General features: G+C 38.2%; 10 protein-coding genes. 7 read left to right on the top strand and 3 right to left on the bottom strand.

The window, feature by feature from the left end; all coding sequences use genetic code 11:
• Nucleotides 1–841 precede the first annotated feature (841 nt).
• Complete coding sequence (locus tag V7K48_RS08965; RefSeq protein ID WP_335071572.1) at nt 842–1,303, top strand: SET domain-containing protein; 462 nt, start codon at nt 842–844, stop codon at nt 1,301–1,303.
• 51 nt (nt 1,304–1,354) lie between these two features.
• Nucleotides 1,355–2,140 carry a hypothetical protein gene (locus V7K48_RS08960; RefSeq protein ID WP_335071570.1) on the top strand — a complete coding sequence of 262 codons (786 nt, stop codon included), beginning with the start codon at nt 1,355–1,357 and terminating at the stop codon, nt 2,138–2,140.
• Between the two features lie 243 nt (nt 2,141–2,383).
• Here the strand turns inward: V7K48_RS08960 and V7K48_RS08955 are convergent, their stop codons facing one another.
• From V7K48_RS08955 to V7K48_RS08945, 3 genes are all read right to left on the bottom strand, one after another.
• Nucleotides 2,384–6,535, bottom strand: a complete 4,152-nt coding sequence (locus V7K48_RS08955) for a two-partner secretion domain-containing protein (protein ID WP_335071569.1) — start codon at nt 6,533–6,535, stop codon at nt 2,384–2,386.
• A 76-nt stretch (nt 6,536–6,611) separates the two neighbouring features.
• Nucleotides 6,612–7,796 (bottom strand): AAA-like domain-containing protein, encoded by a 1,185-nt coding sequence (locus tag V7K48_RS08950; protein ID WP_335071567.1) that lies wholly within the window; start codon nt 7,794–7,796, stop codon nt 6,612–6,614.
• Between the two features lie 302 nt (nt 7,797–8,098).
• The gene (locus tag V7K48_RS08945; protein ID WP_300418668.1) at nt 8,099–9,022 is read right to left on the bottom strand and encodes a pentapeptide repeat-containing protein; all 924 of its coding nucleotides are present in this window, start codon (nt 9,020–9,022) and stop codon (nt 8,099–8,101) included.
• A gap of 547 nt (nt 9,023–9,569) precedes the next feature.
• Here V7K48_RS08945 and V7K48_RS08940 point away from each other — a divergent pair.
• The 5 genes from V7K48_RS08940 to V7K48_RS08920 all read left to right on the top strand — a co-directional run bounded on the left by V7K48_RS08940 (nt 9,570) and on the right by V7K48_RS08920 (nt 16,062).
• Nucleotides 9,570–10,424: a hypothetical protein gene (locus V7K48_RS08940; RefSeq protein ID WP_335071564.1), complete on the top strand. Its 855-nt coding sequence runs from the start codon at nt 9,570–9,572 to the stop codon at nt 10,422–10,424.
• On the top strand, nt 10,393–11,382 hold the full coding sequence (locus V7K48_RS08935) for an aspartate/glutamate racemase family protein (RefSeq protein WP_335071562.1): 990 nt from the start codon (nt 10,393–10,395) through the stop codon (nt 11,380–11,382). The genes V7K48_RS08940 and V7K48_RS08935 overlap by 32 nt, the downstream gene beginning before the upstream one ends.
• A gap of 41 nt (nt 11,383–11,423) precedes the next feature.
• Nucleotides 11,424–13,358: a non-ribosomal peptide synthetase gene (locus V7K48_RS08930; protein WP_335071561.1), complete on the top strand. Its 1,935-nt coding sequence runs from the start codon at nt 11,424–11,426 to the stop codon at nt 13,356–13,358.
• A complete protein-coding gene (locus V7K48_RS08925) occupies nt 13,355–15,184 on the top strand; it encodes a condensation domain-containing protein (protein ID WP_335071559.1) in 1,830 nt (609 codons plus the stop codon). Before V7K48_RS08930 ends, V7K48_RS08925 begins: the two co-directional genes overlap by 4 nt.
• Nucleotides 15,185–15,267: 83 nt before the next feature.
• On the top strand, nt 15,268–16,062 hold the full coding sequence (locus tag V7K48_RS08920) for a thioesterase domain-containing protein (RefSeq protein ID WP_335071557.1): 795 nt from the start codon (nt 15,268–15,270) through the stop codon (nt 16,060–16,062).
• Nucleotides 16,063–16,081 lie beyond the last annotated feature (19 nt).

Here is a 16,081-nt window from a genome sequence, read left to right as displayed (position 1 = left end):
AGCGTTGATTAATCACATCCAGTCTGCTTAAGTAAATATATCTGGCTAATATTTACACATAATGCTAGAGAGCATCTATGTAATAGGTATTAGTAAAAACTTAGTAGACATCACTTGGAGCTTGCGGGGTGGAGCATCCACAACGCTACTGAGCCGTACTTAATCTTGTTTTCCACTCTTAGAAAATCAGAATCGAACTTAGATTCTGGAACTTTGATTTAACCAAGGTTTGAGACTTTGTTTTCTAACATTAACTAAAATTTATAGCCAAAAATTGAAAAGTAAAGCTCTGAAAGCCTTTCAGCAATTGGGTTATCTCAAACCGATAAAAGAAGGTTAATATCATGCTATTAACATTCTAAAATTAGACACCATAAAAGAATTGCACTCGGTTTCCTATGTCAATATATCATTCTTATACTTTTTTGATGCATCTAATTTGTTATTAGTCAATTAATAATGTTAATAATATAGTTGTTTTATTTTTCAAAACTCATTGTATTTTTGTTAAAGATTAATCTAAGATTACTATATTGACAAATCTATTTTATTGTGTACAGATCAATATTTTTGCGATCACAATATGATCTTTATGTATTTTACTTGGACGAAAAGTGGGATAATATCTTGTAAGAAGCAGTACTTACAAATAATGACAATCACTAATGCCAGTCACCAATACGTTAGATGCGCTTCGCTTCCAGAGCGCACTGGAGCCAAAAAACTCCTCAACCGAGTTCATCATGGAGATGGGGAGAAGAAAAGCTGAGTTGCGTTGACTGACTGCTCAAACAGCTTTCAAGGATAAGGAAATATTTCCCATTTTATTGTTGGTGTAAGCATGAAAGTAAAAAATTTAAGCGAAGTCAAAATAGAGATTACAAATAAAGGAAGAGGAGTCTTTGCCAACCGGAATTTCTGTAAAGGTGAGAAGGTGGTGATTGGACACCGAGTCCAGACTTTACCAGAAAGAACTAATCACTCCTTCCAAATAGACTTTGATTTACATATAGAACTAGATGAACCAGGACGACTAATCAATCACTCTTGTAATCCAAACACAGGAATTCAGAATAATGAATTTGGAGGATATAATTTTGTCGCCTTGATAGATATAAATGAAGGAAGTGAAATTACATGGGATTATGAAACAACAGAATACATTTCTATTGCTATTCCAGAATGTTGTTGTAACGCTTATAACTGTAGAATTAAAACCTTGGGGTTTAAGTTTCGTTCCACTCAAATCAGCAAAAAGTATGGTAATTTTATTGCTGATTACTTAAAAGAATTAAACATTTAGAGACAATCTAAGTTAATTATTGTTAAAGTGAGACTAATGGTTTTTTTGAATTTGGCTAATTCGCAAATGTTAGGGTTCAATCTTCAAATTAAAGAAGAAATAAATCAACAAGTATTTCAAGAAATTCATGCAATTTTGAATCACAGATTAAAACCAAGACAAAGAATTGCGAAACAAGAAACAGTTGATGAGTTACACCGTTTTGCAATATTAAATCATCCAGTACTCATAAATCGTATGTATTTAAAACTGCTTAGTGGTGAAATGTCTCAAGCAGAATGGCAAACTTTTTTTAGTAACTACTATCATGCTTCTTGTCGTGGCTTTTGCTGTACAGTGTTACCGCGTGCGCTTCATGTACATAAAGATAAGAACTGGCGCGATTATATTAAAGCTATGATTAAAGAAGAAAAAACTCCTAGCTCACATTTTGTTTTATTAAAAGAATTTATTGATAGCTGTGGTTTAGAAATTGAAGAATCAGTCAGTGCACAAACATTTATTAATGCACTACTAAAGGGTTTTACTGCTGATATTCCTTTCTCATTAGGATATTCTCTTGGTATTGAAGTAGAAGGCGCTTATCAAATTGATCTGATTGAGCGAAGTAGTCGCCAGATGTTTTCAGAACAACTGGTAACAACGAATTGGTTTAAAATTCATCTAAGCGATACTGGAGAACAAGAACACGCTAACATGGCAGTTCATACAATTGAAAAAACTCTGAATAATCAGCAAGATTATCAACGATTAGATCAAGGATTTTTCCAAGCTTGTAATGACACTCTTAACTTTATGGAATCTATTTATGATGATCTTAAAAGTTTCAGAATTTAATACCAATTTGAAAAAATAATGCGACAGATGGTAAGATTATTATACAGAGGTTTCACGTTCACAAAACCACGTGGGAAGATTTTCGTGATAAGGTTCGTAAGTCTCATAAATGCCTTAAGGTCACACTTAGCTGTTGATGGTTTAGTAGTAGCTTTGATAGTTCAAACCTCAGATATAATAGAAGTTACGCATTGTCAGAAAGCTGAGATTATGCAGCCAAGCCCAACTTCTATGATAGGTGTTCTAAAATTCTGATAAATTCCCACAATCACTTTTATTTCTCCCACCATCAGATTGTATTTGGGTAGTAGTATTTGCCACCAATTCCACCTGTCCTAGTTGATTAATCATCCATCCAGTAGCTTCTAGTAATGGTGGTTGCCCTTTTATATCTGGTACTTTTCTATGGCTGATTTGCTCTGAAAGTTTATTTGGGGAATCTGCACTTACTCGCATATCCTGTAAAACTACCTGACCACGCAATACTTGGCGGGGGTCTTCTGGTAAGCCTCCCCGTCCACTAATCACAAAATTCGCCTCTTCGTTACTGGGACAACCTGCGACAATTTGATTTGCAGGGTCGGTAGGCACAGAAGGCAATTGAGTTAATCCTCTGGTAGGGTCAACATCTGGAGTGTTGATATTAACGATGCCGTTGATGCCTAATTGAGAACTGGCGGTGATGTCACTATTTGGGGTGAGTTTATCACTAACTTGTAAGCCAAAAATACCTTGGCTAGTAATGCTGATATTCCCACCATTTCCAGCAAAAGCATTGGCGGTGATGTCACTGTTTTCTTGTGGGACAGCAACAATAAATCTACTATTAATATCTATATTGCCACCATTACCACCGCCACTGTTTTCTATTCCTGCACGGGTGGAAATTTGACTATTATTTCGTAAAAATAAGTTATTGGCTACCTTGAAGTTGATGTTACCTCCTTGTCCAGAAACGCTGGTAGCAGTAATGGAACCTTGAGTAAGAAAAATTGAACGGGCATCAATATTGATATCTCCAGCATTGCCTGTCCCTAAAGCATTAACGGAAATGGTTGCGCGATCGCCAATATTTAAGTCACCATTGGGAATGTTGATATTGATGTCTCCCCCATTTCCTGAAGCAGTTTGAGCCGAAGAAGCAAATAAGCCTGAGCCGAAACCCTGCTGGGAGGGGTCAATTAAATTAATGGACTCTAAAGCATTAACTGTTAAATCCCCCGCTTTTCCAGAACCAAAAGTAGTAGTAAATACCTGTGCGCCCCCTTTGGCTGTAAGTTGACGCGCTGTTATGTTAACATTGCCAGATTCGGCATTGGTTAATGTTCCTGTACCAATAAAAGAGTTATCTAACTCGAAAGTATTACTGGTATTGATGTTAATATTCCCCCCCTGTCCTTGACTCAAGGCAGTAGTAGCAATTATTCCACTATTGCGGCTAAGAAAATCCGGAGTTTGAATTACAACATTTCCGGCTTTACCTTGGCCTGCACTCACAGCAACGATTCCCTGGTCAAAGTTATCAAGGCTGAGAGTACCCGCATAAGCTGGATTAATAATTTTTTCTTGCAAATCTGCAAATCCACTCCCAGCAACTTCTACAGATTCGGTGGCGTTGATAGTAATATCACCTCCGTTACCTGCACCAGTTGTAGAAGCGTTAATTCTGCCGTTATCTAATTGCAACGTGCGGGTATTAATTGTAATGGGTGCGCCATTTCCTTTACCAACGGTACCAGTGGTAATCTCTCCCCCTTGGTGGACAATTAACTCCCCAGTCGTAATATTTAAAGGCCCAGCATTACCAATCGGACTCAAAGAAGCCGTTGCGATCGCACTAGGAAGACTGCTATTATCTGCAAAAGTCCCTACCACTTCTACTTTGTCAGTAGCGTTGAGATTTAATGTTGCTGCATTCCCCTCTCCTGTAGTTGCTGAGGAAACGATGGAACCATCACGGACATTTAGTAGTTTAACTGATAAAGTTAAGTTGCCAGCATTGCCCGTACCAGCTAGCGCCGCTGCATCGATTATCGACCTATTGGTGAGCGTTACATTATCAGCATTAATTGTCAAATTCCCGGCTTGCCCTGAACCAGCTGTTGCTGTTTGAATCCCAGCAAAATTCTGCAACAATATTTCTGTAGCATTAATTGTTAAATCTCCGCCATTACCTGATACTGGGAACGTGGTAATTCCACTTGTATCTCGAAGCACTAAGCGCTCAGTATTAACTGTTAGTTTACCAGAGTTGCCACTCCCGAAAGCATTTGTGCTTATACCTACTCCTGTTCCTTGTAGAAGTTGGCTCACCAATTGACTAGGGGTAAGTATTGGGGTTGTGAGTTGACGACCGATAACTTCTACGGATTCTGAAGCATTGATTGTTAAATTCCCGGCATTACCCGTTGTGTTTGCGTCAGTACCAGTACCTATGGAAGTTGCTCTAAAAGGAAAAAAAGCTGTTGGATCTTGGCTAATGCTCAACCGACGGGCATTGAGAGTAAAATCCCCAGCATCGCCGCTAGCACCAGTAGGAAGATTTACAGCCAACGCCGCATCAGAATTTGTACCAATATCGCTTGTCCGCATTACTACATCATCTGTAGCATTGAGGATCATATTTCCTCCTCGACCTTTACCCCTAGCCAGGGCGAAAATAGATGTAGTGTCCAGAAAGATTGAGCCGGCGGTAAGGGTGATATCATTGCCTCTATCAGCACCTAAGTTTGCATTGACAATGCGAATATTTTTACCAGAGAGGATATTACCACTAGTAAATGTAATTTTCCCTGGTGTGTCTCCAATAGAAGCGATATTACCCGAACGAGGAAAGTCTCCTGCGGCATTGAGGCTAAGATTACCTGCGGCTGACAAGGAAATGTCTCCAGCTTGCTGTTGGGCATTAGCTAACAGATAATTAGTAGTAGTAATTCCACCTGCGGTGCTGTTGATAGTGATGTCACCGCTATTTATGGAGTCGATGATATTGGGTATGTTGAAAAACCCACTAATTAAATTACCAGTTGTAATATTATTGATGGCGTTTAGGGCAATGTTGCCACCATTCCCGTTACTTTTCGCAGAAATGATAGATGCATCGGTAGTATGAATTTGACTGGTTTGGCCAAACTTTCCTGATGTAATTGTTGCATTCCCGCCATTGGTGAGGATTTGGGAACCTGGGTTCATGAGAAACTGCGCCACTCCAGGATCTCTAAGGGTTGCGATCGCATTTTCATCGTTAATTTTGGCGTTAAAATTACCACCATTGAGAATAATACTGCGGTTGGGATTAATGACGAGCGATCGCCCCGCTTCTAAGTTAAGATTATTTGCCCCAATGCCTGTGATATCATCATCAACAGTAATATCATTATTAGCTTGTAAACTGACATTATTAAGTGCTAGCGCTTGGCTCAAACTTTGACCGCTAACAGTGCCCCCTGCTTGAATCAGAATATCTTTCGGGTCAAGCAGTAATCTACCAAAACCATTTGCAGCACTAGTATCCACAGTACCAGCAAATTCCACTCTGCCACCTGATACTTCTACAAAACCACCGTTCCCAGAATTGTCACCGCCACGAGCACTAATATTACCCTCAAAACGGGTTAGATCATTTGCTTTAATAATTACAGTGCCACCATTACCATTATTAATAGCATCAGTATTAATAGTAGAATTATTTAATAAGCTCACCTGATTTCCTAAAATCTGCACCGTTCCCCCTGGTACAGTCAAAGAACCTGTGTTAGTAACAATATCTCCTTGTAACGTAAGAGTTTGTCTACTACCTATTGTTAAATTTCCTTCTACACTAATCTCTGCTTGCGGTTGGTGCAAGGCATTAGAAAATAAAGCTGTTGGCTGAATTGTTAGTAAATTACTATTTTGCGGTTCCGTTGCACTAAATAACCCATTTTCTCCTAATCTAATTGCATTTGCAGTACTAGCGACGAAAGAACCTGCGATATCTAACCGAGCATTTTTACCAAAAATAATCCCATTAGGATTAATCAAAAATAAATTCGCGGTACCATCTATACCTAATGTGCCGAAAATCTTAGATATATGATTTCCGGTAACGCGAGTGAAGATGTTACTAATGCCCGCCGGATTAGTAAAATAAACCTGCTGTCCTTGATTTACATTGAATTCTTGAAAACTATGGAAAAGATTTTCACCCCGAATTGCACCTCCACCAATTAATTCATGAAGATTTTGAGGTGTAATGGTAGATTTTTCGGTTCCTAAAGTGTTATCGGGTATTATTTGAGCGTTAGCTGGGTGAAAATCGGTAAAAAAATAAGTAAATATATTACTAAAAAATAAGATTATGTATATTTTCAAATACCAAGAGTACTGTCTAGGAATATTTACTACTTTCAACATAAGTCAACTTATTTTTTATTCAAAGTTACAGATCCCCAACTTCTTAAATAAGTCGGTAATCTTATGTTATTGTTTATTACGAATGATTTAAAATTGCTGTTTTATTAATAAAGTAATGATTAAAATACTCTCTATATAACCCACAACTAACTGTTGCAGTTTTATTTTCTAGATATATCAGCCCTAAACTTTTTAACTTAAATGCTACTTCTTGCTCTAAGGTAATCGGTACAGTTGACTTGATAACCTGTTGAAAAGCATCAACAAAATCAGGACTTTGCAGAAGAGAGTGTAACTGATTGTGCAAATGCTCACTAAAAATTCCAGTATCATTCGTGGCATCTTGTAATATATCGTCCACAGGAATTTGATGTTGAACGCTATGATAAAATGCCAGCCGCACCAAGTAAGGAAATCCTCCTGTAAGCGCCATTAATTGTTCAAATTGCAATGCTGTAAGTTGGAGTCCGTGACGTTGGGCTAAATCCTCTAACTGCAATCTTATAAAAGCAGGCAAATCAATTGCTAATCCTACATTAAAAGGAGATTTATTAATATCTAAATTAATATAAATATCCGTAGATTTAACAATTAACAATCGTAATTTTTGCCAAATTGATATATCTCTCGTTTCTTCATACCATGAGCGCAATAGTCCCAAGAAATCACGAGTCAATTGAGGATATTCAAACAACTTATTCACTTCATCTAACGCTAAGATTAAGGGAGTATTGATTTCCTGTAAAACATACCCTTGAAAATAGATAGTACAATTCATCAAATCACCCATATCCTCGTCCCAATATTCCTCTAGCTTCGACTTTATTCCTAACTGATGAGTAACATTTGCACAAAACCAGCGTAAAAATTTTTCTAATGAGCTAAAAATTTCTGTTTCAGCACGATGTAAACTTAACCTTACAGTATGATAACCATGCGAACTACCATAAGCAAGGATTCTAGTCATTAAAGAAGTTTTCCCCATCTTTCGCGGCGCTTTGATGTGGATAAACGCACGAGGTTGAAGAATTGCTTGATAACAGACTTGTTCTAAATCCCGCTCAATATACAAGGTAGAAGAAAGCGGGACTTGTCCATCTGGAGGTTCTAAATTTATCTTTTGCCACATATGTGTAGGCTGAGATATTGTTTGCAAAGATGAATTATTTAGTCGTTGCTCTAGCACAGCACGACAATTAGTGCGATTAACTTTCTCGCCAAGACTATTAGAAAGTAATTGCCACAATTTAGGAGCAACCAATTGCCTAATATAGTTTTCTGAGTAGTTGTTTTCTATAGCAATTTGTGCATAATTTTTTTTGTTTCCAATAGAGATGCTGACAAAACAGCTTTTTGAATAAATGATAGCGATTTTCCTGTCTTATCATTAATTAATGTTTCAGCGCATTTGATAATTTGTTCTATGCTCCTCATCTCTCTTTAAAACTAAAGGTATTTCAAGCTCCATTTCTTAATACAGCAATTTTAAATTGTTTGTGAACACTAAATATTTCTGTTGTTTTTCTTCTCTGCGCCTCTCTTGGCATATGTGTGAGATTCTTTCTACAAATCAGAAATATTCAATGCTCCATTTTTCTTCAACCATTGCTTTTGTTGAAGGGTTAACCCAATAGCATCAGTAAATAGCGCTCCCTTAACGCGAGAACCGGAAAAATTTACCAACTCTAATTGGGTATTTGTGAAATTTACGTGTCTTAAATCACTATCACTCAAATTTGCCCCATTTAAAACCGCCTCCTCTAAGTTGGCGTTAAACAAAGAAGCTAACTTTAAATCAGCACGACTCAAGTCTGCATTAAATAAACAGGCTAACTCTAAGGCAGCTTGACGTAAAATTGCATCACTCAAATCTGCACTACTCAAGTCCGCTTTAATTAAATCTGATTCTGTTAAGTCACCTCCCTTTAAAATAGTATCCTGTAATTGCGCTCCTTCCAAATCAACTCGTTGTAAAGAAGCAGCACATAAAATCGCCCCTTCCCAATTTGATTGGCGAAGATTGGCATCATCAAACTTAGCGCCAGTGCAATCTGTGGCTTTAAGACTTGCTTTAAACAAATTTGCCCCAGTTAAGTCTGCTTGAGTCAAACAAGCATTTTCTAAATCAGTATCTGTTAAATTTGCCTCTCGTAAGCAGACAGAATCAAGCTTGGCATAATTTAAGTGAGCACCGCTTAAGTTCGCTCTAATTAGAGTAGCGTGACTCAAGTTTGCCCACAATAAACTCACATTTAATAGATTTGCGTTTTGCAAATTGGCTTTTTGGAAGTCCGCTCGATTTAAATCTGTCCAAACCAGGGTGGCACAACTCAAGTTAGCCTCACTGAGATTGGCACTACTTAGGTTAGCATAGCTAAAATCAACACCACTAAAATCAACACCCTGCAAATAAATCTGGCTTAAATTCAGGTGTTGAAAATCTCTTTCCTTAGCTGCATAGCGTTTGATAATTTCTTGGGCAATCATTGTTTTGAGCTAGTTTAAATAACAATAAACTACCGCCTACAATGAATTCTCTCTCAATATAGCAATATTTAATTAATAATTTATATTTAATTTTTTTGTTATCAAAATTAATAAATTTTAACTAAAGTTATGATTTTTATCTATTGAAAAATTATTCATTTATATGTATAAAAATAATATTTATGGCATTGTATGTTCAAAGTTGTGATACTTATATATTGACAAAAAACTAATCTGTGATGCACTAACTAAAAATATTTTACAGCAGAGATAAATATATGACATTTATGTACTTGTTTGATTTCAAATGAAAATGCTTTAATAAACTTCTAGAGCAAGGGTATTTGCAAAAGTTATCCAAAAAATTCATATTTACTTTTTTGGTTTTTATTCGTTTATATGAGAATTTCTAAACCTTTGTAAGTATGAATTTTTGTAATGGATTTTATTGCTGACAACCTGAAAAATACGCTCAATATTAGCTTGAAAGAGATTGATACAATCTTTCTGGCAAAAAGGGAGTCTTTAACCTTTAACATCTATTTTTATGAGCGCGTCAACATCTAACATTATCAGTACGGTTAGCAGTATTATCAACATGGTTTCTGACGAAAAGTTGCAACAGGCTTTGAGTCAGAGTTTCTTGGAAGCAAGCGAAGCACTGCAACATTGTGAAAACTTTTTTGAGCTGTTACCTACCCATTCCTGGTCAAGCAAAATGCTAGCTACATTCTTTAATTCCTGGAAAGCTACGCACTTGAAAATGTTAGGTATATATGGTCTATCTTGCCGTTTACAACGTCTTGCTTTAACCAGAGATTCTCAAGAACGGGAACAATTATTATTAGCTAGCGCCTTCAATGCTGAAACTAGTCACGAAGATTTGGGATTAGACTACGAGGGTGTAACTCACGCTGCACTCTATGAAGATTTTGCTAACAGCTTTTTAGGAAATTACCCTTGGCAATTAGATGAATATTGTTTACCCCAAGCGGGTGATTTTAAGAAATGGATATATCACAACATGGTGGTAAATGATATTTACAAGGGGTTATTCACAAATATGTTCTCAGAAATTTACAACCACGGGGAGTATACGCGAGGCTTATTTGCTTTTTCAGAATTAATTGAGAAGTATTACCACTTTTCCCCTGAAGAAAAAAAGAAAGCTCTGTTCTATATCGGTGTTCATGTTGCAGACGAAACGGAAGTGGCTCACTTTCAAGTGGTCGTCAAAGCCTTGAATGAGTATAGCAAAGCTACTAATACTCCAATTGACTATACACAGGCAAAACTTTTGTTTAAGGAGTACCTGACTCGGTTAGGTACTGTAATGGAAGCACTAACTATAGAGATGAGACAAGAAATAAATGCAGCAAAACATCTGCTATCCGTGTCTTAAACCTCAAAATCAACATTATTTTGACAATGCTCAACAAGCTATTACTGGTACTTTAGATTTTCGACAACATCTGTATACGATCGCTCAAAACAAAAAGCTACGCTCAGAGCCTGTTGAGGATCAAAGTTACCCCAATGAAGTGATTGTGCTTAGACCAAAACAGACTCAAGCGCCTGCTTTACTATTGTTGGGCGGAATGGGGCCTCTAGCAGGTTTGGGAGCTTTTGAGGTAGCCTGTCAGATGTTCCAGAACAGTAGGGAAATTGTTCTGTTTCAAGCTTGTTCACTGCCTAATCGGACTACCGCCATTCAACAAAAAACTCAAATTGGTGCATCTCAAGAGCCGGATTTAGCGATGATGTTGGCGATCGCTATCCGAGAAGCAATGCAGTATATTTGCTCTAGGGTTGAACCTGTTGAGTTGATCGTTCTGTGCAATGGCGCTCATTATTTCTTACCTGAAGTGATGCAGCAACTCCTGCTTAATTATTCAAAGATTTTTTTCAGACTACAATGGATCTCTTTAATTGACACTACAATACAGCACTTGCAACAACGAAACTTTTGTCAGCCTTTAATTCTATGTACTACAGCAACGCGACTAGGGTGTGTTTACTCTCGACCACTTCAAAAAGTGGGCATTGTTTACTTAGAACCCAACGATGAGTTGCAATCAATATTAATGCAATCTATTTATCAAGGAGTAAAAACTTCTGACTACAATTTTGCTTGTAAAGTCGGTGAACATTTTTTCGTTGAACTACTCCAGCTCCAGCCTAATGTTGACTGTATCATCACTGGATGTAGCGAAATTCCCTACTTGCTGGAATGGTTGAAAAATAATTCTTCTAAGCAAGTGAAGGGGTTCTTATCAAAAGTGGAAATTATTGATCCTGTAACACTAACTTTGAATAGTAGACTTAAATCCTTGCAGCATTTGAGGACAGTCAGTCATTAACACCAGGAAAAATTAAATAGCCCTAATCATGAAAATCAACGATGAGTAATTCTTTGCAACAGTTAATTCAGAGACGTAATGTCCACCAAAATAACCCTTTTATAAAGTTCGACAAGGAAGATATTGAACTATCGGTTCCTGAGCGCTTTCAAAAACAAGTAGATATGCATCCTGAGCAAATTGCTGTTAAGACTTGGGAGCATGTGTTTACATATAATGCCCTGAATCAGTTCGCTAATCGCATAGCCAGGGCTATCTTAATCAAGCGCGATCAGCTTCGCTGCGCCGAAGGCGAACGCCAAGCAGAACCGATTGTAATATTATTTGAGAGTGGTGCTCCGATAATTGCTGCAATTCTGGGTGTATTGAAAGTTGGTAAGTTTTATGTACCACTAGATCCCTCGCTGCCACAAGCAAGGATTAGCTATATTCTGGAAGATTCACAAGCGGGTTTATTACTAACAGATAGCAGAAATATCTCATTTGCTAAAAAATTGCAAATTAGTGGATTAGAAATACTCAATATTGACGAGATAGATTCCAGCATTTCTTGTGAAAATCTAGATTTACCTCTGCAACCAGATAATTTTGCCTACATCATTTATACCTCTGGCTCAACAGGGCTGCCCAAAGGCGTAATCCAAAACCATCGTTATATTCTGCATCTGACGATGAACTATACCAACAGCGGTCATATTTGTGCCAATGACAGGCTAGCGCTTTTGTACTCCCCAAATTTTGCTGGTGCTGTAAGGGATATCTTCTGCTCGTTGCTCAATGGTGCAACTCTTCTGCCATATGACGTTAAACAAGAAGGGCTAATAGGTTTAAGTAGCTGGCTGAACCAGCAAGAAATAACTATCTTTTTTGCAGTGGCGACTATGTTTCGCCATTTTGTCAACACCTTAACTCAACAAGATAAGTTCCCCAAACTGCGCTTAATTCAGGTAGGAAGTGAGACAGTCTACAAAAAAGATGTAGAACTTTACAAGCAGCATTTCTCTGATAACTGTATTTTTGTTGCCAATTTGGGAGGTTCAGAAATTAGCCCAATTCGGCAGTACTTTGTTGATCAGGAAACGGAAATTATTGGCAGTACTGTACCAGCTGGCTACGCAGTTGAGGATCATGAGGTTTTGTTAATTGATGATGAAGGTAAACTAGTTGAGTTTAATCAGATTGGTGAAATTGTAGTCAGAAGTCGTTATCTCTTTTGTGGTTATTGGCAAAGACCAGACTTGACTGAAGCAGTACTTTTAAAAAATGTCCAAGAAGAAAATAAGCTGTTATATAAAACGGGCGACTTAGGCTGTATGTTGCCAGATGGCTGCCTTTTGCACTTAGGTAGAAAAGACTTCCAGGTGAAAGTTAGAGGCTACCGCATCGACGTTTCGGAAGTCGAAATGGCATTGATCAATACCAACCTCATCCGAGAGGCTGCTGTCGTAGCATCACCTGAGAATCTAGGTTTAAGAGCGTATATTGTGCCGCTCGTTCCCCAACAAGTACTCTCACTGCGAGAACTACGAAGTCTGCTTTTAGAAAGCCTACCAGACTACATGGTTCCCTCAACTTTTATGACTTTAGAAGCGCTACCCCTAACGCCCAATGGCAAAGTTGACCGTTTGGGTTTACCCGCTTTCAGTCAGGTGCAAAGAGCGCAGTTAGAAAGTTTAGTTTTGCCTCACACTCTTACTGAGGAGATACTGGTTGACATCTGGACTCAAATTCTTGGAATAGAAGAAATTGGGATTCATGATAACTTTTTTGAATTAGGGGGTCATTCCCTACTTGTTAATGAACTTATTGCACAATTATTTAACATTTTCTCAATCAATATTCCTTTAATTACTGTATTTGAATTACCAACGATCGCTCAACTAGCCAAACGTATTGAAAACACTTGTCGGATAACATTAGTACAAAAAAATGTGCCTGATAACAGCACAGATGATTGTGAAGAAGGGATGCTATGAAAACACTTGATGAACTGTTATTAGAACTTGGTCGCCTCAATATCAAAGTCTGTGCTGATGGCAACAACCTTCGCTATCAAGCACCTAAAGGTATCCTAACTTCAGATATACTGGATCAAATAAAAACATACAAAACAGAAATTTTAGCATTCCTAAATCAATCAGCACTTGAGTCACAATCAATCATTAAACCCGTTGATGCAACTATAAAAAATGATGGTTTACCTTTATCCTTTACTCAACAACAATTTTGGCTACTCCATCACCTAGAAGAGTCAAATTATATCTACAACATGGTGAGAGCGTTTCGCTTAGAAGGAGACCTGGATATTCCCAGCTTCGAGCGAGCAATCCAATATCTAATTGCGCGTCATTCCATTCTTAGGACTGGGTTCAAGGTGGTGAATGGTTCGCCAGTACAGGTTATTACACCTCACCTGACCTTTGACATTTCTGTAATTGACTTGCAGAACTTATCAGAAACTGAGCGTATTTCTCAAGCACAACGACTTCTTTTGCAAGAGCGTACCCGTGCTTTTGATTTGAATCAGTCTCCTATGTGGCGAGTGACTTTAATCCGTCTTTATCCTCAGACTCACTTGTTGATGTTCAATCTGCACCACATTATCTGTGATGATTGGTCAATCCAGATATTTTTGCGGGAATTATCAGCCCTGTATCAAGAAGTTTCAACAGGAAAAACAGCTTCTTTACCAAAACTCCCTATTGAATATGCTGATTTTGCTCATTGGCAAAATCAACAGACCACTCTTGAGAACTTTCACCGACAGTTAAACTACTGGCAGCAACAGTTGGCAGACGTTGTGCCTGTTTTGGAACTGCCCTATTTAAGCGATCGCAATGATAATCTAAAGCAAGCGTTTCAACCTGGTATTGTTCCGTTGTCTGTGAGTGCTGAGGTAACTGGCAAGTTGAAGCAGTTAAGTCAACAGTCTGGGACAACCCTTTTTACCACCCTCCTGACTGCTTTTGCCATCTTACTTTCCCGCTACACCCATCAGGAGGATTTAGTTATTGGAACTGGTATTGCTAATCGCACCTCAGCGCAAATAAACCCACTTATTGGTGCTTTTGTCAATACACTTGGCTTACGTATTCAGATTCCTGATAATCCTACCTTTCGAGAACTGTTAACTGAAGTACAAAAGGTTGTTTTAGAAGCGTATGCTCATAGTGAGGTTCCCCTTATTAAAGTTATTGAAGCTCTGAAAATAGATCGCAAATCGGGTAATAATCCCCTTTTGCAAGTAATGTTCACTCTAGAAACTATCAATCAGGAGAAATTGCAACTTCCAGGAGTCATCACAACAGAACTGGAGTTGAGTAAACCAACAGCCGGAGCAACCTTTGATTTAACCTTAAACTTGTGGGAAACAAACTCAGAACTGCAAGGGAAACTAGAGTACAACGCCTCTCTGTTTGATAAGGAAATAATTCAGGGCATCAGTGGACATTTTCAGACTTTGCTAGCAAGAATTGTTGAATCTCCGAATCAGTGTATCGGCAATTTGTCAATACTCAGCGCTACAGAAAGGGAGCAGTTGCTAGGGAAAGAAATACAGGGAATTGAATCTGAGTTTTTGTGTTTGCATGAGTTGTTTGAAGCACAGGTGGAGAAGACACCCGAAGCTGTAGCACTTAAGTTTGAAGGACAACAGCTAACTTATCGGGAATTGAATCAGCAGGCTAATCAACTGGCACATCACTTGCAAACCCTGGGGGTAAAACCAGAAACTAAGGTAGGCATTTGCGTAGAACGTTCACTAGAAATGATCGTGGGTATATTGGGAATACTCAAAGCCTAAGTAGTATTTTTCAAAGCGCAACTGTTGAGCAATTTGCAGAAATTCTTAATCAAAAAACTGATTCTCACTCTTGGTCTGTCCTTGTGAAAATTCAGCCCCAAGGTACTAAACCTCCTTTGTTTTTAATCCATCCAGGTGGTGCTAATCTCTTGGCTTATAAGGATTTAATTAGTTGTATGGATACTGAGCGTCCGCTTTACGGACTGGATGCAAAGGGTTTTGAGGAGGGACAAACGCCTCAAGAAACGGTAGAGGAGATGGCGGTGCAGTATCTAGAAGCTATACGGGGGGTTCAGCCGGAGGGTCCTTATTTGTTGATGGGTTGGTGTTTTGGTGGGTTAGTGGCTTTTGAGATGGCTCAATTGTTGCGATCTCAAGGTCAAAAAACTGCCTTTTTGGGATTGATAGACACTTACATTCGCTCAGGACAAGTACCTCAAGATGATGTAAATTTGTTAATTGGTTTGTCCTTTGAGTTATTTGGGGTGGAGTTTCCAATAGAAAAGCTACGCCAAATGGAGGGAAATGAGCGAATCATTTACATTTTTGAGCAAGTAAAAGAAGCAAACCGTCTTCCTCCCAATTTTGGTTTAGATAGAATGAAGCGTCTTTTAGAAGTTAATAAAAGCCATGACCAAGCTTCAGTAAAATATTTTTCTCAAGCATATCCAGGTGCAGTTACTCTCATTAGAGCTAGAGAGGATGCTCCTGCTACTTTGAATAATCCAACTTTAGGTTGGGAAATGCAAGCAGATAAAGTAAATTTGCACTGGGTAGGCGGGGATCATTTGTCAATGTTTCATCATCCTCATGTACAGGAACTTGCAAAAAAACTAGAGTTTTGCATTGAGCAAGCTGAGATATTGAGAACTTTTTAATAGGCACTGGAGACAAAGT

The organism is Nostoc sp. (genome assembly GCF_036919615.1).
Classification (GTDB): Bacteria; Cyanobacteriota; Cyanobacteriia; order Cyanobacteriales; family Nostocaceae; genus Nostoc.
The sequence above is the reverse complement of the archived record's forward strand: the minus strand, read 5'-3'. Positions and strand labels throughout refer to the sequence as shown.